The 18,505-nt window shown below is 72.1% G+C and carries 17 protein-coding genes; 5 read left to right on the forward strand and 12 right to left on the reverse strand.

Annotation, left to right across the window (positions count from 1 at the left end; genetic code table 11):
• Positions 1–41: 41 nt before the first annotated feature.
• The 5 genes from ACH54P_RS46160 to ACH54P_RS46180 all read right to left on the reverse strand — a co-directional run bounded on the left by ACH54P_RS46160 (position 42) and on the right by ACH54P_RS46180 (position 6,341).
• Positions 42–1,784 (reverse strand): FAD-dependent oxidoreductase, encoded by a 1,743-nt coding sequence (locus ACH54P_RS46160; protein WP_489909622.1) that lies wholly within the window; start codon positions 1,782–1,784, stop codon positions 42–44.
• Positions 1,781–3,616, reverse strand: a complete 1,836-nt coding sequence (locus tag ACH54P_RS46165) for a maleylacetate reductase and hydroxyquinol 1,2-dioxygenase domain-containing protein (protein ID WP_489909624.1) — start codon at positions 3,614–3,616, stop codon at positions 1,781–1,783. The genes ACH54P_RS46160 and ACH54P_RS46165 overlap by 4 nt, the downstream gene beginning before the upstream one ends.
• 74 nt (positions 3,617–3,690) lie before the next feature.
• Entirely contained in the window at positions 3,691–4,566 is an 876-nt protein-coding gene (locus ACH54P_RS46170) for a helix-turn-helix domain-containing protein (RefSeq protein ID WP_489909625.1), read from the reverse strand.
• Positions 4,567–4,837: 271 nt separating this feature from the next.
• The gene (locus ACH54P_RS46175; protein ID WP_489909626.1) at positions 4,838–5,719 is read right to left on the reverse strand and encodes a PDR/VanB family oxidoreductase; all 882 of its coding nucleotides are present in this window, start codon (positions 5,717–5,719) and stop codon (positions 4,838–4,840) included.
• 1 nt (position 5,720) lies between these two features.
• A complete protein-coding gene (locus tag ACH54P_RS46180) occupies positions 5,721–6,341 on the reverse strand; it encodes an MSMEG_1061 family FMN-dependent PPOX-type flavoprotein (protein WP_489909627.1) in 621 nt (206 codons plus the stop codon).
• Positions 6,342–6,397: 56 nt separating this feature from the next.
• On the opposite strand from ACH54P_RS46180, the gene ACH54P_RS46185 reads away from it, so the two are divergent.
• Positions 6,398–7,015 carry a TetR/AcrR family transcriptional regulator gene (locus tag ACH54P_RS46185; protein ID WP_489909628.1) on the forward strand — a complete coding sequence of 206 codons (618 nt, stop codon included), beginning with the start codon at positions 6,398–6,400 and terminating at the stop codon, positions 7,013–7,015.
• On the opposite strand, the gene ACH54P_RS46190 is transcribed toward ACH54P_RS46185, so the two are convergent.
• From ACH54P_RS46190 to ACH54P_RS46205, 4 genes are read right to left on the reverse strand one after another with little or no spacing between them, the layout of a single operon-like run.
• Positions 7,005–8,279, reverse strand: coding sequence for a right-handed parallel beta-helix repeat-containing protein (locus ACH54P_RS46190; RefSeq protein ID WP_489909629.1), 1,275 nt, complete (start codon positions 8,277–8,279; stop codon positions 7,005–7,007). The genes ACH54P_RS46185 and ACH54P_RS46190 overlap by 11 nt on opposite strands.
• 42 nt (positions 8,280–8,321) lie before the next feature.
• Positions 8,322–9,662: a hypothetical protein gene (locus ACH54P_RS46195; RefSeq protein WP_489909630.1), complete on the reverse strand. Its 1,341-nt coding sequence runs from the start codon at positions 9,660–9,662 to the stop codon at positions 8,322–8,324.
• Between the two features lie 31 nt (positions 9,663–9,693).
• Entirely contained in the window at positions 9,694–10,596 is a 903-nt protein-coding gene (locus ACH54P_RS46200; protein WP_489909631.1) for an aminoglycoside phosphotransferase/kinase family protein, read from the reverse strand.
• Complete coding sequence (locus ACH54P_RS46205; protein ID WP_489909632.1) at positions 10,597–11,175, reverse strand: LuxR C-terminal-related transcriptional regulator; 579 nt, start codon at positions 11,173–11,175, stop codon at positions 10,597–10,599.
• 37 nt (positions 11,176–11,212) lie between these two features.
• Here ACH54P_RS46205 and ACH54P_RS46210 point away from each other — a divergent pair, with 37 nt between their 5' ends.
• Positions 11,213–12,202, forward strand: coding sequence for a histidine kinase (locus ACH54P_RS46210; protein ID WP_489909633.1), 990 nt, complete (start codon positions 11,213–11,215; stop codon positions 12,200–12,202).
• Here the strand turns inward: ACH54P_RS46210 and ACH54P_RS46215 are convergent.
• The 3 genes from ACH54P_RS46215 to ACH54P_RS46225 all read right to left on the reverse strand — a co-directional run bounded on the left by ACH54P_RS46215 (position 12,144) and on the right by ACH54P_RS46225 (position 14,593).
• A complete protein-coding gene (locus ACH54P_RS46215; protein WP_489909634.1) occupies positions 12,144–12,875 on the reverse strand; it encodes a polysaccharide deacetylase family protein in 732 nt (243 codons plus the stop codon). The genes ACH54P_RS46210 and ACH54P_RS46215 overlap by 59 nt on opposite strands.
• Positions 12,876–12,947: 72 nt before the next feature.
• Complete coding sequence (locus tag ACH54P_RS46220) at positions 12,948–13,754, reverse strand: NAD-dependent epimerase/dehydratase family protein (protein WP_489909635.1); 807 nt, start codon at positions 13,752–13,754, stop codon at positions 12,948–12,950.
• 26 nt (positions 13,755–13,780) lie between these two features.
• A complete protein-coding gene (locus ACH54P_RS46225) occupies positions 13,781–14,593 on the reverse strand; it encodes an IclR family transcriptional regulator (RefSeq protein ID WP_489909636.1) in 813 nt (270 codons plus the stop codon).
• A gap of 159 nt (positions 14,594–14,752) precedes the next feature.
• Here ACH54P_RS46225 and ACH54P_RS46230 point away from each other — a divergent pair, with 159 nt between their 5' ends.
• Genes ACH54P_RS46230 through ACH54P_RS46240 form a run of 3 tightly spaced genes read left to right on the forward strand, consistent with a single transcriptional unit; the run spans position 14,753 to position 18,504 of the window.
• Positions 14,753–16,261 (forward strand): sodium:solute symporter family protein, encoded by a 1,509-nt coding sequence (locus tag ACH54P_RS46230; RefSeq protein ID WP_489909637.1) that lies wholly within the window; start codon positions 14,753–14,755, stop codon positions 16,259–16,261.
• A 51-nt stretch (positions 16,262–16,312) separates the two neighbouring features.
• A complete protein-coding gene (locus ACH54P_RS46235) occupies positions 16,313–17,248 on the forward strand; it encodes a 5-dehydro-4-deoxyglucarate dehydratase (protein ID WP_489909638.1) in 936 nt (311 codons plus the stop codon).
• A complete protein-coding gene (locus ACH54P_RS46240) occupies positions 17,248–18,504 on the forward strand; it encodes a glucarate dehydratase family protein (RefSeq protein ID WP_489909639.1) in 1,257 nt (418 codons plus the stop codon). The genes ACH54P_RS46235 and ACH54P_RS46240 overlap by 1 nt, the downstream gene beginning before the upstream one ends.
• The last annotated feature ends 1 nt before the right edge of the window (position 18,505 follow it).

Here is an 18,505-nt window from a genome sequence, read left to right on the forward strand (position 1 = left end):
CAATCACCCGTGATGCCCCTCCAAGCACGGGTGATTCCCCGTTACGTGCGGGCGAGGAGGTGGCGCAGGGCCGTGAGGAGGGTGCGGGCCGGGGTGGTCGAGGCGGTGCGGTGGCGGAAGGCGACGTAACCGTCCGGGCGGACCAGCAGGCAGCCGTCCTCGTCGATGCCGCTGAGCCGGGACCAGTCGCCGTACGCGTCGCGGGCGTCCGGGTCGCCGATGCGGACCGCCCGCAGGTCGACGCCCAGCTCGGCGCCCACCTTGGCCGCGGCGTCGCGCCACGCCGTGCCGGTCAGCCCGGTCAGCAGCGTCCACCGGCCGCCACCCACCAGGTCCAAAGTGGACACGCGACGGCCGTGCGGGCCGACCAGCCACGCGTGCGGCAGCTTCGCCCCCGGCTCGGTGCTCGGCCGGTGGAACAGCTCGGGATCACGCTCGAAACCGGCCACGACACCGTCGGGCAGCACCGCGCCGGAGACGTACCGCTGGTCCATCTCGACGCCGTGTGCGTTGAACTCGTAGTGCTTGAGCTCGATCGCCTTCTCCAGCTCACGCCGTTTCCGCGCGCCCTCGGCCGTGGGCGCGAGGCAGGTCTCGAGCCCGGCCGTGATGCCGTCGGCGTCGGTGTCGCCGGAGATCCCGAGCGCGGCGAAGATCGGCCCGAACTGGTCCCGGCTGAGGTTCGCCCGGTCGACGATCTGCTTGCCGACCGGCGCCCGTTCGGCGGTGTAGCTGTCCAGCAGCCCCTCGCCCGCCTCGCCGCGCAGCACCATCGCGAGCTTCCACGCCAGGTTGTAGGAGTCCTGGACGGACGTGTTCGAGCCGAGCCCGTTGGACGGCGGGTGCCGGTGCACGGCGTCGCCGGCGCAGAACACCCGGCCGCGGTGGTACTCCGTCGCGTAGTTGTGGTTCACCGTCCACAGTGACGTCGAGGTGATCTCGACCTCCAGCCCGGGGTCGCCGACGAGGTCGCGCACCAGCCGTGTCGCCTCCTCGGCGTCGACTTCGGGTGGCTCCTGCGCGATGTCGTAGCCCCAGGTCAGCAGCCACTCGTTCCACGGCCGCACCATCCGGACCAGGCCCATCCCGATCCCGCCGAGGTGCGCGCCCGGCCGCATCACCCAGTACAGGACGCTCGGCCGGTGCGCCACGTGCGGCGCGAGGTCGGCGGTGAAGGTGATGTTCATGCTGCCGGCCTTGCCGGTCTGCCCGGCGATCGGCAGCCCGGCCTGCTCGGCGACGCGGCTGCGCGCGCCGTCCGCACCGATCAGGTACTTGGCGCGCAACGTGAACTCGTCGCCGCGCACGCGGTCGAAGAAGCGGGCCGTGACGCCCGTGTCGTCCTGGGTGAAGTCGAGGAACTCGGTGTCCAGCCGCAGTTTCGCGCCGCGCGCGGCGGCTTCGCTCGCCAGGATCGGCTCGAGGTAGGTCTGCGGCAGGTCGATCATGTGGCACGGGCTCGCCGCCGTGTACTCCGACGCCGACCGGTCGCCGGTGCCCCAGCTGGCGATCCGCCCGATCTCCGGCCCGGTCAGCGACGTGCAGAGCACGGTGTCGCCCATCAGCTCCGGCGGCGTGCCCACGGCGAGGGCCTTGTCCTCGACGCCGAGGTCGCGCAGCACCTCCATGGTGCGCTGGTTGGTGATGTGCGCGCGGGGCGTGTTGGCCAGCCAGCCGTACTTGGTGGCCAGCACGGTCGGCACGCCGTAGGTGGCCAGCAGCAGGGCCGCGGAGCCGCCGGCCGGGCCGCTGCCGACGACGATGACGTCGGTGTCGTAGCTCATTCGTTGCTCCCTGTGACATCCGGGGCTTCGCCCCGGGCCGGGGGCTCCGCCACCCGGAACCCCCGAAGGGCATTTGAGATCCGGAACGTGAAGTCGAGCCGGCGTCCACCGGGCTCTTCGGTGAAGTCGACGATCAGGCCGTCCTTGACGCCGAACACGGTGTCGGAGTCGAGGTACTCGCCCCCGGCGACGAACAGCTGGGTGATCAGCGTCCGGTACCCGGGCTTGGCGATCATGAAGTGCACGTGCGGGGCCCGGTAGGGGTGCCGGCCGACGGCGTCGAGCAGCTGCCCGACCGGGCCGTCGGCGGGGATCGGGTACGCGCTCGGCACGATCGTCCGGAACCGCAGCCGCCCGTCTTCGTCCGTCCGGAAGCGGGCCCGCAGCACCGGGCCGTCGACCTCGGGCAGCTGGACGTCGTAGAAGCCGTCCTCATTGGACTGCCAGACGTCGACGACCGCGTCCGCGACCGGCCGGTTGTCGGTGTCGGTCACCCGGATGTCCGCCCGCAGCGGCGTACCCGGCAGGCCTTCGGCCAGGTCGGCACCCTGCGGGGTCTCCGGCGGGCCGTCCACGTAGAACGGGCCGAGCACCGCCGACGGCGTCGTGTCCGGCGTCCGCGAGTTGGCCAGGACGTCGACGACGCTCGACACGCCGAGGGTGTCCGACAGCAGGATGAACTCCTGGCGCGTGTCGGTGGTGATGTGCCCGGCCCGGGTGAGGAAGCCGATCGCGTACTCCCACTCGTCCTGCGTGAGGTCGGTGCGGATGGCGTACCCGTGCAGGGTTTCGACGAGGTCGGTGAGGAGCAGGCGGACGCGGTCGGGCGCGCCGGCGAAGCTGTCGACGACCTGTTTCGTGAGCGCACGGAGACTCGGCGGCGCGGCGGGGCGGGTGCCGTTCAGCGCCTGGCGGAGGAGGTCCGCTTCCGGCTCGTCGGCGATGCCCGCGATGTCCGCTTCGGTGAGTCCCAGTTCCGCCAGCGACTGCGGGATCGGGAGCGACGCCGCGAGCTCGAAGACGTCGTTCGCGTCGTCGAGCCCCTGGTGCGCCATGACGTACGGGAGGAGGACGGCGTGGGTCTCGGCGTGCGGCAGCCCGAACCTGCCGCCGAGGAGGTGGCAGAGCCGGTGGTGCAGGCCCATCGAGACGGCGTCGAGGCACGTTCCGGCCAGCCAGGCGCCGCGCAGGGCGTCGGTCCGGGCGTCCACGTCGGACGGATCGGCCGCGATCCGCGGCAGGGCGCTCATCAGCAGCTTCGTCGCCTCCGCCGCGAGCAGGTCGGTCATCGGGTTGGCGTCGGGGGCGTAACGGGCTTCGACGGCGTGGGCGAGCGCGTTCAGCCCGCTGGCCGCCGACAGGGGCACGGGCAGCGAGAGCGTGAGGTCGACGTCGTAGAGGACGGCCTCGGGCCGGACCTTCGGGGACCGTTGCGTGGTCTTGCGGCCGTCGGCCGTCTGGCCGAGGACGGAGGTCAGCTCCGAGCCCGCGTACGTCGTCGGGACGATCAGCTGCGGCAGCTCGGTCCGCAGGGCGATCGCCTTGGCCAGCCCGGTGGCCGACCCGCCGCCGATCGCGACGACGCCGTCGGCGTCGTGCTCCGCGACGATCTTCAGCGCGCGTTCGGTGACGTCGACCGGGGTGTGCATCGCGGCTTCCTCGAAGCGCGCGGCCAGCCGGGGGCCGAGCGCCCGCGCGGCCCGGTCGCCGTGGCGCGGGCCGCCGACCAGCAGGACGCGGCCGAGCCCGAGGTGGTCGGCTTCGTCGCCGAGGGTGTCGAGCGAGCCGAAGACCACCCGGACGGGGTTCGCGGCGTAGCTGAACGAGGTCATGCGGGGGAGTATCCGGCGGCGGACCGCGCCCGGTCCTGCACGTTCGTGCTGCGCGGCGGCACGAAACGCGCGTCTCAGCCCTTCCGGCGCAGCGCCGCGGGCGTCGTGCCGAGCTGGGCGCGCAGCACGCGGGTGAGGTGCTCCTGGTGGGAGAAGCCACAGCGGACGGCGATCTCGGCGATCGGGTCGGTGCCGGTGCGCAGCAGGAGCCCGGCCTGCTCGACGCGCAGCCGCAGCAGGAACCGGTGCGGGGGGAGGCCGGTGCGGGCCTTGAACTGCCGGGAGAACTGGCTGACGCTCAGCCCGGCGAGCGCGGCCAGGTCGCCCAGGGGCACCGGCTCGGCCAGCCGCTCCGCCATCAGGTCGCGGACGCGCGCGAACTGCTGGTCGGAGAGCCCGCGGGCCGGCTCGGGCGCGCGCACCCGCCCGGCGCGGTGGTGGCGGACGAGCTGCGCGGCGACGAGCGCGCCGAGCTGGTCGGCGTAGGTGCGGGCGCTCGGCTCCCAGTCGCGGACGACGCCGTCGAGGCTGAGCACGAGCTGTTCGAGCAGGGGATCGCTGCTGCCGAGCTCCTCGGCGAGCCGCACGGGCGCGTGCTCCCCGGCGGCTTCCTGCACGGCGTCGTCGGCGAGGTAGACGTGCACGGTGTCGAGCTCCCCGCCGAGCTCGACGGACAGATCGGCGTGCGAGGGCTGCAGGAAGAGCCCGCCGGCGGGCATCCGCCGGCTCTGTTCACGGGCGGTCCCGACCCCGCGGCGGACGGTCACCGGGCCGTCCAGGTGCAGGATCAGCTGGTGGCTGCGCGCGGCCCCGAACTCGGCCCGAAAGGGCCGTTCGCGCTGCTTGGAGACGTAGAGCCGCTCCCAGCCGAGGCCGGCGCTGGTGCGTTCGGGGCGGACCCAGGGCAGCGCGAGGATGCCGTTGGTGTCGGCCAGCCCGAGTTCGCCCACGCCTTCCTCCTCGACGTCGAGGCTGACCGCGATGGTACGCCGGCTCGGCTTGGGCTGATCCGCCCGAGCCGTACGGCCGGCGACGGATGGCGACGCGCTCACCCGGGGCGGGATGGCCGAGGAAAACTTCTGGAAGACCGCACCCGGCGTGCTGACCGCGCCGGCCGCCGTGATCACGGCGGCCGGCGGCCTGCTGGAGACCGGGGTCCGCGGCGGCGCGGCCAAGCCCGCCCCCGCGGCGCCCGGCGAAGATCGAGTTCCGGCGCTGACGTCAGAGATCCAGCACGAGCCGCGGGGAGAGGGACCGCGAGACGCACGCGTACATGCGGCCGTCCTTGGCGCCGATGTCGTCGCGGTGCTCCGGCTCGCCCTCGAGGACCCTGACCTCGCAGCTGCCGCAGACGCCTTCGCGGCACGCGGACGGCACCGGGCGGCCCGCGTGGTTCAGCGCGTCCAGCAGGGACTCGTCGGCCGGGACCGGGATCGTCCGGCCGGAGCGGGCGGCCACCACCTCGAACGGCGTGTCCGGCCCGAACGTCCGCCGCGCGGGCTGGAAGCGTTCCGTGTGCACCCGGGGGAAGACCGCCTCGGCCGCGGCGAGCATCGACTCCGGTCCGCAGCAGTAGACCTCCGCGGCCGGGAACTCCGCCGCCAGGGCCGCGAGATCGGGCCGGCCGCGGTCGAACAGCCGCACGCGTTCGCCGTACGCGGCCACCAGTTCCTCGGCGAGCGGCAGGGACCGGCCCGCGTACACCAGGGTCGCCGCCGCCCCCGAGGCGACGGCCGCCCGCAGCATCGGCACCATCGGCGTGATCCCGATTCCGCCCGCCACGAAAAGGTGCTCCGGCGCCGGCCGCAGGGGGAAGTGGTTGCGGGGCGAGGAAACCGAGAGCGTCCGGCCGGGCCGCAGGAACAGGTGGACGTACTCCGAGCCGCCCCGGCTGAGCGGGTCGTGGCGGACCGCGATCCGGTAGGCCGACAGATCGGCGGGATCGCCGCACAGCGAGTACTGCCGGGTCAGCCAGTTCGGCAGCTCCAGGTCGATGTGGGCACCGGGCTCCCACCGTTCCAAGGGGCCTTCGTCGCCGCGCAGGACCAGGGAGACGACGTCGGCGGTGAGGCGCTCGACGCGGTCGAGGATCGTTTTCTGCATGTCAGTACAGCTTCCGGTAGCCGGCTTCGAGCAGCTGCTCGAGCAGCGCGGGGTCGGCGTTCATCTGCTCGGCGGCGATCTCGCCTGCCGACGGCAGTTCCGCCGCGAGGGCCTGGCTGGCCGGGTCCCACAGGCGCGAGCGGATCAGCGCGCGGCCGCAGTGGAAGTACACCTCGGCGACCTCGACGACGATCGCCAGGATCGGTGACTTCGCCTGGGTGCGCATCCGGGCGAGCACGTCCGGGTCGTCGGTGACGTACGCGCTCCCGTTGACGCGCAACGTTTCCCGCATGCCGGGGACGAAGAACAGCAGGGCGACGCCGTCGTTCTCGGCGATGTTGCGGAAGGAGTCGGCGATCTTGTTGCCGGGCCGGTCGGGCACCGCGAGCGTGCGTTCGCCGAGGACCTTCACGAAGCCGGGGTAGTCGCCGCGGGGCGAGCAGTCGGTGCGGCCGGCCGCGTCGGCGGTGGCCAGCGTGAGGAACGGCGAGTGGGCGATGAAGCGGCGGGCGTACCGGTCGATGCGGTCGCCGATCTTGGCCTTGATCATCGCCTCGGGTTCGCCCAGCCGGGCCCGCACCTCGTCCATGGACACTCGGGGCAGCGTATTTGTGCTGTTCATGGCACAATTATGAGCAAACATTCAGATCTTGACTACTCGCTTTCCCGGAGGGATCCGTGTCGTCGGACCAGCGCCGCATCCAGCCACGTAAACAGCCGCGGCAGGTTCGCGCCGAGCTGACCCGGCAGCGGATCCTGACCGCGGCTGCTCACGTTTTCGCCGACCACGGCTACGCCGCCGGCACCACCAACCGCATCGCCGAGCGCGCCGGGATCTCCATCGGCTCGCTGTACCAGTACTTCCCGAACAAGGACGCGATCCTCGCCGAGCTGCTGGTCCGCCACCTCGACGACGGCACGGCGGCCGCGGCGAAGGTCCTGAGCGGCCCGCTGCCCGGTTCGATCGAGGAGGTCTTCCGCGTCTTCGTCCGGCTCGCGGTCGAAGCCCACCGGGACGACCCCCACCTGCTGCGCATGCTGATCGAGCAGGCCCCGCGGTCGAACGAGCTGCTCGACCGGCTCGGCCGGGTGAAGCGGACCATGGTCGGGCACACCCGCGACCTCCTGGAGGGCCACCCCGAGGTCCGCGTCGCCGACACCGCCACGGCGGCCCGCCTGGTCATCGCGACGGTCGAGCTGGGTGTCCACGACCTGCTGGCCGAGCCGGACCCCCTCGACGCCCGGCGGCTCGAGGACGAGATGGTCGCGATGCTGACCCGGTACGTCAGGGGGTGAACTGGTACGCGCCCGCGTCGATCCGGGTGCCGATCGCGGTGCCGTCGACGTCGACGTCCGCGTACTTCGTCGTGCCGAGGCCGATGGCCGGGCTGCCGGCGGTGAGGATCAGGTTCGTCGCCGAGGTGAACTTCGGGTCGGCGACCTTGTCCGTGGCGCCCGGGGTGAACTGCCGCCGGCCGCCGTAGAAGACGTTGTGGTCGGTCGCGGTCCAGCCGGTGTCGGCGTACCCGACCTTCATCGCGGACTGGATGACGTTCTGCATGAGCTTCAACGTCTGGTTGGTGCAGCCGCCGTAGCAGACGAACCCTTCGGACTCGGCGTGGCTGAGCCGGACGGAGTTGTTGCGGAAGACCGTGCCGGTCACCGGCCCGTTGCCGTCCTGCGCGCCGCGCGTCACGATGCCGCCGCGCGTCTTGGCGCCGAAGACCGCGTTGTACTCGTAGACGTTGTTGCGGGACACGCCGTCCGGGTCGTCGGCGTCCGTGCCGAGCTCGGTGAAGGACTCGTTGTCCTCGGAGATGTTGTGGTGGATGACGTTGTCCGAACCGTAGAAGACCTCGACGGCGGCGCCGTCGAGGCCGCCGAAGTCCTCGCTCACCGCGATCGACCCGCTGATCCGGTTCCAGCCGATGTCGGACCCGTTGCCCTGCACCAGGATCGCGAACGCGCCGGAGTCGTCGTTGCCGCCCGGCGTCACGACCGTCATGTGGTTGTTGTCGACCAGGTCGTTCTGGGTGACCTCGGTGCCGTCGGCGCTCGGCGCGATGTAGACGCCCGCGCCGGCACCGGTGATGTAGTTCGCCAGCACCTTGTCGTGGTCGCCGCCGACCTCGACGCCGGCCCAGGAGCAGCGCCCGGCGTCGGCCGCGACACCGACCTGCAGGTCCTGCACCCAGAGGTGGTCGCCGGGCAGGTTCACGCACGCTTCGGCGTTGCCCTGCACGATCGGCCGGGTGCCGTCGCCGTAGGCGCCGATCTTCACCGGCGCGGCCGCCGACCCCGAGCCGCGGACGGTGAGCCCGCCGCTCCACGTCCGGCCGCGGCGCAGCAGCACGGTGTCGCCCGGCGCGAGCGTCGTCGCGGCGACCTTGGCGAGGGACTTCCACGGCGCGGTCTGCGACGTCCCGGCCGCGCTGTCGCTGCCGAGGGTCTGGTCGACGTAGTAGGTCTTCGGCGCGGCGGCGGCCTCGGTCGCGGTCACCGTGGTCGCGGCGAGGGCGGCGAACACGCCCAGCGAAAGCAGTTTCCAGTGGTTCGACATGCCGCGCGACCCTAAGCCGGGCCCGTACACGGGCCGTACAAGTCAGCCGAGCCGCTTCTTGATCGCCTGCGCCTCGGCCGGGCTGAGGGGGAGGTCTTCGTCGTAGCTGTGGCCGCGGTGGATGTCGTCCAGCAGCCGGGTGGGTTCCCACTTGCCCCGCCCGACGTAGCGCTGCCCGCCCCAGCCACCGCCCGGCTGGGTGGAGACGAGGATGCGCGTGGCCTCGATGTCGAACGCTTCCTCCACCGTCCGGTAGATCCCGAAGTACCAGACCCCGTCGCCCCATTCGTGGCGCTGCCGGAATTTGCGCACCCCCCGGGCCAGCTGGAAGGCCTCGAAGGTTTCGCGGCCCGGGGTGAGCTCCGTGACCGTCCGGTACCGGTGGCCGGCCAGTTCCTCGAGCACGCCGTCCGTCCGCCACTCGAGGTCGCGTCCGAAGACCCGTTCGGTTTCGCCGTCGAGGTGCACCACCGCGCGCGGGAGGTTCCGCCCGTCGTCGACGAGGAAGCAGCGCGAGCGGGGGAGCCGCGCGGTGATTTGCTCGGCTTCCCCGGCGCTCAGCGGCAGGTGCCGGTGGTAGGAGAACTCGCCCTTCTCGATGTCACGCAGCCGTTTCGACGGGACCCACAGTCCTTCGCGGATGTAGACCTCTTCGACGTCGTCGTGGCGGCGGACCACGGTGAACACCCGGTCGATGTCGACCTGCGGGTGCGGCCCGTCCAGGAACCCGGCGTATTCGGGGCCGTCCGTCCGGCGGGCGAGCCGGGCGCCGGAGGCGAGCGCGAACAGGAGGTCGTCCTCGCCGGAGGGAATCTCTTCCAGCGGCAGACCGGGCGGGACGGGCTCCCACCGGAGGTTGCGCGTGTAGGCCTCGGCGACGGCGGGGATGCGCCGGACCACGGCGACGGGGTAGGGCAGCTCGTCCCGGGCCACGAACCACCGCGGCCGAGCGATCTCCCAGCGGAGCCGGTCGTGCTCGGCTTCGCTGACGGGGACGGAGACGGTTCCTTCGGGATCGGCACCCGCCGCTCGCCAGGTCCCGTCGGCGCCGAGCCGCTCGCGGAGGCCCTCCCGACGGCGCACCAGGGCCTCGGGGCGCGCCAGCGTGTCGGCGAAGACGGGGGATTCGAGGTGGACGAAGTACTCGTACTCGCCCTGCCACTCGGTGCGCTGACGGTCCGCGCGGACGTGCCGGGCGATCGTGTACAGGTGCTGCTTGAACTCTTCGCGGCTGCACTCTTCGACGATCCGGCGCCCTTTCCGGCGGGGCAGGTCGAACGGTACCCACACCAGGTCGTGCGTGAACGCTTTCGCCGACTCGCGGAACACCTCGACCACCGCGGCCGGGACGGCCGAGCCGTCACGGATGACGTAAGTGTTCATTCCGGATCCCCCCGCACCCGAGGTTAGCCGATCACGCGCCCGCGCGGCGGAGGCGTTCGGCCGCCTGGAGGCGGACGGCCTCACCGGACACCGGGGGATCCCCGTGCAGCGCCTCCCACCGCGCGTTGTGCGCCGCCGCCCACAGGCTCGCCGCCCACGCGATCTCCTGCTCCTCGGCGGTGAAGCGGCGGCCCCGGTTTTCCTGGTAGGCCGTCAGGAACGCCGCGGAACTCGCGATCGGGGCCAGCGTCGGCGGCGAGTCGCTGGCGAACGCTCCGCTCGCCGCCCCGGCCAGCGCCGCTTCCGGTTGCCACGCCAGGCTGTCCCAGTCGTGCACGGCCCGGATCTCCCCGTCGCGCCAGCGGAGGTTCTGCGCTTCGAAGTCGGCGTGACCCAGCACGCACGGGAGATCCGCGGCCAGCAACCGTTTGCGGGCCCGGACGGCCGTCTCGACGACGTGCTCCGGCACGGCGCTCTGGTCGCGTTCGTCGAGGAAGCCGATCGACGGCCACAGCCCGGGATCCCGGTGGTCCCACCGCGCCCAGCGCGGGTTCGGCAGCGGCGGCGCGACGGTCACCTCGGCCAGCTCGGCCGTCAGCCGCGCGAACACCGCCGCGCAGCGGACGGCGACGTCCGGCGAGTTCCCGCGCAGCAGCTCGCCACCGGGCAGGAACTCCTCGGCGTGCACGGCCAGCCCGCCGACGGTGGTCACCGGCGTGAGCGGCCGCGCGCACGGCAACCCGCGCTCCGCCAGCCAAGCCTGCACGGCGACGCAGGACGCGGCCCGGCCGTCGTCCTCGCGGGCCTTCACCACGACCTCCCGCCCGTCGGTCAGCCGCAGGCCGCACACCGCGGAGACGGAGTGCCGCTCGAAGAGCACGTCGACCGGCGAGGCACCCAGGTGGTCCCCGCACCAGCGCGGCAGCCAGTCCATTCAGCGGTCCCGCGCCAGGAGCGCGGCCTGGGTGCGGCTGGTTACGCCCAGCTTGGCCAGCACGTTCCCGACGTGCACCTTCACCGTCCGCTCGGCCAGCCGCAGCCGGGTCGCGATGTCCCGATTGGACAGTCCGTCGCCGAGCAGCTCCAGCACGTCCCGCTCGCGGGGAGTCAGCACGCCGCCCGCGGTCAGCGCCACGGCCACAGCCGGGCTCAGCGCGGCCACTCCCTGGTGCGCGGCCCGGACGGCGGCCGCGAGTTCGTCGCCGGAGGAGTCCTTCAGCACGAACCCGGCCGCGCCCGCGTTGAGGGCTTCGCGGATCTCGCGGGGCCGGCCGACCGTGGTCAGCATCAGCACGCGCGGCGCCGCGGGGCCCAGCCGGCGCAGGACTTCGAGGCCGTCCATGCCGGGCAGGTAGAGGTCGAGCAGGACGACGTCGGCCTCGACGGACGACGCGAGCAGCTCCGGCCCGCTCGCGTACTGCGCGACGACGTCGAGGTCCGGGTGCGCGTCCAGGATCAACGCGATGCCCTCGCGCACGAGCGCGTGGTTGTCGACGACCTGAACCCGGATCATCCCCGCACTCTAGAGGCCCGGCGCTACTGTCGGGCACATGCGCCAGTCCCTCGTCATGACGGCCGCGACCGGCGCGGTGTTCTTCGCCAGCGGTGCCTGGACCCCGCACCAGGGCTGGTTCGCCGCGCTGCTCAGCGCGGCGCAGCTGGTGCCGCTGCTGTGGTCGCGCCGCGCTCCCGCCGTCGTGCTCGTGGTCGTCACCCTCGCGACGGCCGGGCACCTGCTGCTCGACCAGCCGCGCAACACGATGTACGTGCCGGTGCTGCTCGCGCTCTACAGCACGCCCCGGCGGTGGCTCGCGGCCGCGGCGGCGCTCGTCGTGGGAGCGGCGGTGTACCCGGCGAAGGGGCCGGTCGACGGCACGGTCCTGGTGCTCACGATCAGCGCGGTCGCCTGGCTGCTCGGCGCCGAACGCCGTCGCGCGCTGGCCGACCGGGCCGAGCGCGCCGCCCGGCGGCTGCACGACACGCTCGCCCAGACCACGGCCGTGATGCTGGTGCAGGCCGAGACGTTGCGCGCGGTCGGCGACCTGACCGACGCCGACCGCGCGCGGCTCGACACGCTCCTGGCCGCGGGCCGCGGCGCGCTGACGCTGGTCCGGCGCACGCTGGACGACCTGCGGGACGACGCCGAACGCGCCCCCGACCTCGCGGAGGTCCTGGCCCGGCTGCGCACCGCCGGCCTGGTGCTCGACCGCGATCCGGTGCTGCCCGCGCTGCCGCGCCCGGTGCGGGAACTGGCCGAACGGTTCGTCGCCGAAACCGCCGTGAACGCGTTGCGGCACAACGGCCCCGGTGTCCGGCTGCGCCTGGAGGTCGAGCCGGGGGACCGGGTGACGATCACCGCGCGCAACGCCGTGAAGGGAACTCCGCACGGGGGCGCGGGGTACGGCCTGGCCGGGCTCGCGGAGCAGGCCGCGGCGGCCGGGGGCGCGGTGTCGTTCGGGACGCGGGACGGCGAGTGGGTCGTCAGCGCCGAGCTGCCAGCAGCTGCGACACGGTCACGAACCGGTAGCCGCGCTGCCTGAGCTGGTCGACGACCGGCCCGACCGCCTGGCGGGTCTGCTCGCGGGCCGCGTACATGCCGTGCAGGAGCACGATCGAGCCGGGCCGGACCTGACCGACCGTCGTCGACGTGATCGTCGCGGCGTCCGGGGTGCCGTCGGAGTCCGGCTCGACGTCCCAGGTGATCGTGGTGCGGTGGTGCTCGGCGAGGTAGTGCGGGAGGGCGAAGAGCTTCTTGCCGTTCGGCGGCCGGAAGAGGATCTCACCGGGGTAGCCGGCGGCACGGATGAGCGCGTCGGTCGCCTCGACCTCGTCGGCCACCCACGCGGGCGTCACGCCGATCATCCGGTCGTGGCTGAAGCTGTGGTTGCCGATCTCGTGCCCCGCGGCGGCGATGGCGCGGGCGAGGCCGGGGTGCGCCGCGATGTCCCGGCCGATGAGGAAGAAGGTGGCCGGGACTTCGCGGCCGCGAAGCGTGTCGAGCAGCGCCTGGGTGCCGGCCGGATCCGGACCGTCGTCGAACGTGAGGGCGACGATCTTCTCGGTGGTGTCGACGCGGTCCACGAGCGTGCCGAAGAACTGGAAGGTCCGGGACTTCGCCACCTCGAACAGCGTGAACGCGGCGGCGAGGACGACGACGAGAACGCTCGCCACGACGAGCGTCCACCTCCGTGCGCGGCGGGATTTCAAGATCATGCCGCCACCCTGGCGAGCGGGTCCGGGCCCGGGAAGCCGCGAAGGTACTAGTACCTTCGCGGCGACCGCGGCTCAGAGCGGGTTGAACGCCCCCAGGGGCGCCGTGCAGAACGGGCCGCCGACGTACTCGGCCGCGGCACCCGTCGGCGCCGGCTTGCCGGCCAGCTGCTCCGCGTACACCTCGGCGTTGTCCAGGGACTTGTACCCCAGCGACTCCGCCTCGGTCAGCGAGTAGATCCGGCGGGTGTTGTCCGAGACGCCCCAGATCAGCCGGTACCCCGGCGAAGGCGCGCTCAGGCACGCCTCGAACAGCCGCGCGGCGTCGTCGGGGGAGAGCCACGTCGTCAGGCCGCGCGGCCCCAGCGGCAATGGCGTCTCGAAGCACGAGCCGATCCGGATGACGATGACGTCCATGCCGAACCGCGAGTGGTACAGGCTCCCGAGCGCCTCGATCGCCGCCTTGCTGACGCCGTAGTAGGTGTCCGGCCGCGGTGAGGAGTCGGCGGGGAGATCGGAGTCCACCCGCCGGAAGCCGACCGCGTGGTTGCTCGACGCCAGGATCACCCGGGTGATCCCCGCCTCGCGCGCCGCCTCCAGGACCGTGTGCGTCCCGTTGACGTTGACGTCGAGGGTCGCCTCCCAGGTGTTCTCCCGGCTGTGGCCGCCGAGGTGGATCAGCGCGTCGACGCCCTCGCACGCCGCGGCCATCGCGGCCGGGTCGGTGACCGAGGCCGTCACGACCTCTTCGGAGGCGTCCGACGCCGTCTGCGGGGCCAGGTCGAGCAGGCGCAGCACCCGGCCGGGGCGCCGCAGGCGGGGGCGCATCAGGGTGCCGACGACACCCGCCGACCCGGTGATGAGCACGCGCTGGTCCGTCATGGGGTTCCTCTCGATAAGGGCGGCGGTCAGCGGATTCCGGCCCGGCGCAGCTGCTGCCCGAGCTCGGCGGTGGTTTCGGCGAGCAGCTCGCCGACGCGGCGGGCGTCGTCGTCGGTCACCTGGGCGATCGGCATCGAGCAGCTGATCGCGTCGGTGCCCGGGATCCGGTAGGGGATCACCGCGGCGACGCACCGGACGCCCAGCGTGCCTTCCTCGACCTCGGCGGCGTACCCGCGCTCGCGGGTCGCGGCGCACTCGGCGTGCAGGCCTTCGAGCGTGGTGATGGTGTTCGGCGTCAGCGCGGTCAGCGTCGCCGGCAGCATCAGCGCCTCGATCTCGTCGTGCGTCAGCTCGGCCAGCAGCGCCTTGCCCAGCGCGGTCGCGTGCGCGGGCAACGTGCGCCCCACGCGCGAGACGAGGTGCGTGGACCGCTGGGACTCCCGCGTCTCCAGGTAGACGACCTCGGTGCCGTTGCGGCGCGCGAAGTGCGCGGTGAAGCCGGTCTTCTCCCGGATCCGCTCCAGCGCTTCCGTGGCGAACGGGACGACGGCGTCGCGGTCCAGGTACGCCGTGCCGCAGATCAGCGCCCGGACGCCGAGGCGGTAGCGGGCGGTGTTCGTGTCGGCTTCCAGCCAGCCGGCCTCCAGCAGCGTGCGCAGCAGGCCGTGCAGCGAAGACCGCGGGAAGCCGGTCCGCGCGTGCAGGTCGGACAGCGACAGCCAGACGTCGTTCGCCGCGAAGGTCTCGATGAGGTCGACGGCCCGGCGCGCGGACTTGACGCCGGAGGACTCGACGGGAGCCCCGTCGGCCGCTGCCGGGTTGTCCACCTTCTGCGGCATTTGTGCTCCTCCGTCCGGCCGTTGACTTGTGACTCCGGCCATATTAGCGTCCCGAACAACGTTCTTATAGATGAACATAATCACTATAACAGACTCCGTTCATGGATGTGAACATCTCCTTCGAGACCGCATCGACGTGGACGCGGAAAGGAGCCTGCGGTGCACGCACTCGACTGGACGATGGTCTGCGCGTACTTCGCGCTGATGATCGTGATCGGCTGGTGGTCGCACAAACGGGTCAGCGACGTGAAGGACTTCTTCACCGCCGGCGGCAAGATGCCGTGGTGGCTGGCGGGCATCTCCCACCACATGTCCGGCTACAGCGCCGTGCTCTTCGTCGCGTACGCGGGCGTCGCGTACACCACCGGCGTCACCGTGTACTTCTGGGGCTTCGCCAGCATCGGCATCGGCGTGGGCATCGGCAGCTGGCTGTTCGCCGCCCGCTGGAACCGGTTGCGCTCGAAGCTCGGCGTCGCCTCGCCGCTGGAGTACCTGGCCAAGCGGTACAACGTGCCGACGCAGCAGGCGCTCGCCTGGAGCGGCAGCCTGCTGAAGATCTTCGACATCGCGGCCAAGTGGTTCGCCGTCGCGACGCTGCTGCACGTCTTCGCCGGCCTGGACTACAACCTCGGCATCCTCATCACCGGCGCCGTCACCCTGGTCTACTGCACCATCGGCGGCCTGTGGGCCGACGCGCTCACCGACTTCGGCCAGTTCGTCATCCAGGCCATCGCCGCGGTCGTGATGATCGTCGTGGTGCTGGGCAAGCTGGGCGGGATCTCCGCGCTCTGGACGATGTGGGACAAACTGCCCGAAGGCCACGTCGACCCGGTGACGTCCAAGTACACCACCATCTTCCTGCTCGTCTACGTGCTGGTGAAGACGCTGGAGTACAACGGAGGTATGTGGAACCTGGCGCAGCGGTACATGGCCGCGCCGACCACCCAGGAGGCCAAGCGCGGCGCGCGGCTTTCGTCGGCGCTGTACCTGTTGTGGCCGCTGGTGCTGATGTTCCCGATGTTCGCGGCGCCGCTGCTCATCCCCGGCGTCAAGGACCCGACGCAGTCCTACGCGATCATGACGACGACGTTCCTGCCGCCGGGCCTGGTCGGCCTGGTGCTGGCCGGGATCTTCTCGCACACCATGGCGATGGTCTCCTCCGACGCCAACGCGATCTCCGCGGTGATCACCCGGGACATGATCCCGGCGATGTTCCGCCGCACCCGGCAGTGGACCGACGTCCAGGGCCTCAAGGCCGCGCGGATCACCACGGTGATCTTCGTCGCGCTGACGATGCTCGTGGCCACCCAGGCGCAGAACCTCGGCGGCGTGCTGCAGATCGTCGTCAACTGGGTCGCCGCGCTGATGGGCCCGATCTCGATCCCGCTGCTGCTGGGGATGCTGCCGTGGTTCCGCAAGTGCGGCCCGCGGGCGGCGCTGATCTCCTGGGCGGGCGGCCTGATCGACTACGCGCTGGTGTACTACGTGTTCAAGGCGAACCAGACGGTGCTGGTCGCGACGCCGATCCTGGTCTCGCTCGCCCTGTACGTCGGCCTCGGGCTGCTCGCACCCGAGCGCAGCGCGGCCGCCGACGAGATCGTCGACACCGTGAACGCCGCCGACGACGAAGTCGACCGGAAGCAGGAAGGCACGGCCGTGCCCGCCTGACGCAGGCCACCCCCGGCCGAACCCGAAAAAAGGACGAGAGAGCAGAAACTGATGGCACAGAACGAGATCGAGCTGGACGGCCTGCTGGCGTTCCCCCTCACCCCGTTCACCGAGGACCTCGAGGTCAACCTCGACGCGCTCGCGGAGAACGTGGAGAGCCACATCGCGGCGGGCGCCGGTGCGCTGTTCGTCGCGTGCGGCACCGGCGAGTTCAGCTCGCTCTCGCCCGCCGAGGTCGCCTCGGTGCTCACCCGGGCCCGGGAGGTGGCCGACGGCCGCGTCCCGGTCTGGGTGGGCGCCGGGGGCGGCGCGGCGTCGGCGCGGGCCGGCATCGCGGCGGCCCAGGCGGCCGGCGCGGACGGCGTCCTGCTGCTGCCGCCGTACCTCGTCACCGGGCCGTCGTCGGGCTTGGTCGACTTCGTCCGGTACGCCGTCGGCGACTCGTCCGTGCCGGTGATCGTCTACCACCGCGGCACCGGCGTGTTCACGGCGCCGGCCGCGGCTTCGCTGCTGGACATCCCCTCGGTTGTCGGGCTCAAGGACGGCTACGGCGACGTCGAATGCATGACCCGGATCGTCACCACGATCCGGTCGCTGGACACCGAGCGGGCCCGGAACTTCCTGTTCTTCAACGGGTTGCCGACCGCGGAGGTCTCGGCCAAGGCGTACGCCGCGATCGGCGTCGCCCGGTACTCCTCGGCGGTGCACTGCTTCGCGCCGGAGATCGCCCACCGCTTCCACCGCGCGCTCGGCGAGGGGGACACGCGCGTGATGGACGCCCTCCTGACCGGGTTCTACCTGCCGCTGGTGGCGTTGCGGGACGAGTCGGCCGGCTTCGCCGTGTCGCTGGTGAAGGCGGCCGCGCGGCTGCGCGGGGACAAGGTCGGGCCGGTCCGGCCGCCGCTGGTCGAGCCGACACCGGAGCAGATCCACCGCCTCGAGAAGGTCGTGGAGGACGGCTTCGGCACGCTGAAGGCGCTGGGCTGATGAAGATCCTCGATGTGGTGCTGACCCCGGTCGCGTTCGCCGACCCGCCGCTGCTCAACGTCATGGGCGTGCACGAGCCGTTCGCGCTGCGGAGCGTCGTGCAGGTCAAGTGCGAGGACGGGGTTGTCGGGCTCGGCGAGTCCTACGGCGACTCCGCGTTCCTCGGCGAGGTGCGCAAGGTGCTGCCGCAGCTGCGCGGCCACGACGTCTTCGACCTGCCCGGCCTGCAGCGGCTGGTCGCGCGGGCGCTGTCGGACACCGTGCTGACCGACGCGCACGGCCTGATCGGCGGCTTCTCCATCCGCAAGACCGTGGCGAGCGTGTACTCCCTGTTGGAGGTCGCCTGCCTGGACGCGCAGGGCCACTTCCTCGGCCGTCCGGTGACCGACCTGCTCGGCGGCAAGGCCCGCGACGCCGTCGAGTTCTCCGCCTACCTGTTCTACAAGTACGGCAAGCACATCGACGGCCGCGAGGACTCCTGGGGCGAGATCACCACCCCCGAGACACTGGTCGGGTCGGCGAAGCGGATGTTCGACGAGTACGGCTTCCGCTCGATCAAGCTCAAGGGCGGGGTCTACGAGCCCGCCCAGGAGGTCGACGGCGTCCGCGCGCTGGCCGAAGCGTTCCCCGGGCACCCGCTGCGGATCGACCCGAACGGCGCCTGGACGGTCGAGACGAGCATCCAGGTGGCCGGTGAGCTCGACGGCGTCCTGGAGTACCTGGAAGATCCGACACCCGGCATCGACGGCATGGCCCAGGTCGCCGCCGAGGCGTCCATGCCGCTGGCGACTAACATGTGCGTGGTCAACTTCGGCGACGTCGAACCGGGCTTCCGGGCGCGGGCGATCGGCGTGCTGCTGTCCGACCACCACTTCTGGGGCGGCTTGCGGGCCACGCAGTCGCTGTCGGTGACGTGCGAGAGCTTCGGGGTCGGCCTGTCGATGCACTCCAACAGCCACCTCGGGATCAGCTTGGCCGCGATGGTGCAGGTCGCCGCGGCCACGCCGCACCTGACCTACGCCTGCGACACGCACTGGCCGTGGAAGGTCGAGGACGTCATCGAGCCGGGCGTGCTGGAGTTCCGGGAGGGTGCCGTCGCGGTGCCCACCACCCCGGGGCTCGGGATCACCCTCGACGAGGACGCGCTGGCGAAGCTGCACGAGAACTACGTCCGATGTGGACTGACCAAACGGGACGACGTGACCTACATGCGCAAGTACGTTTCCGGGTTCGAGCCGAACACGGCGAGGTGGTGAC

This window comes from Amycolatopsis sp. N2S4-7, assembly GCF_058119595.1.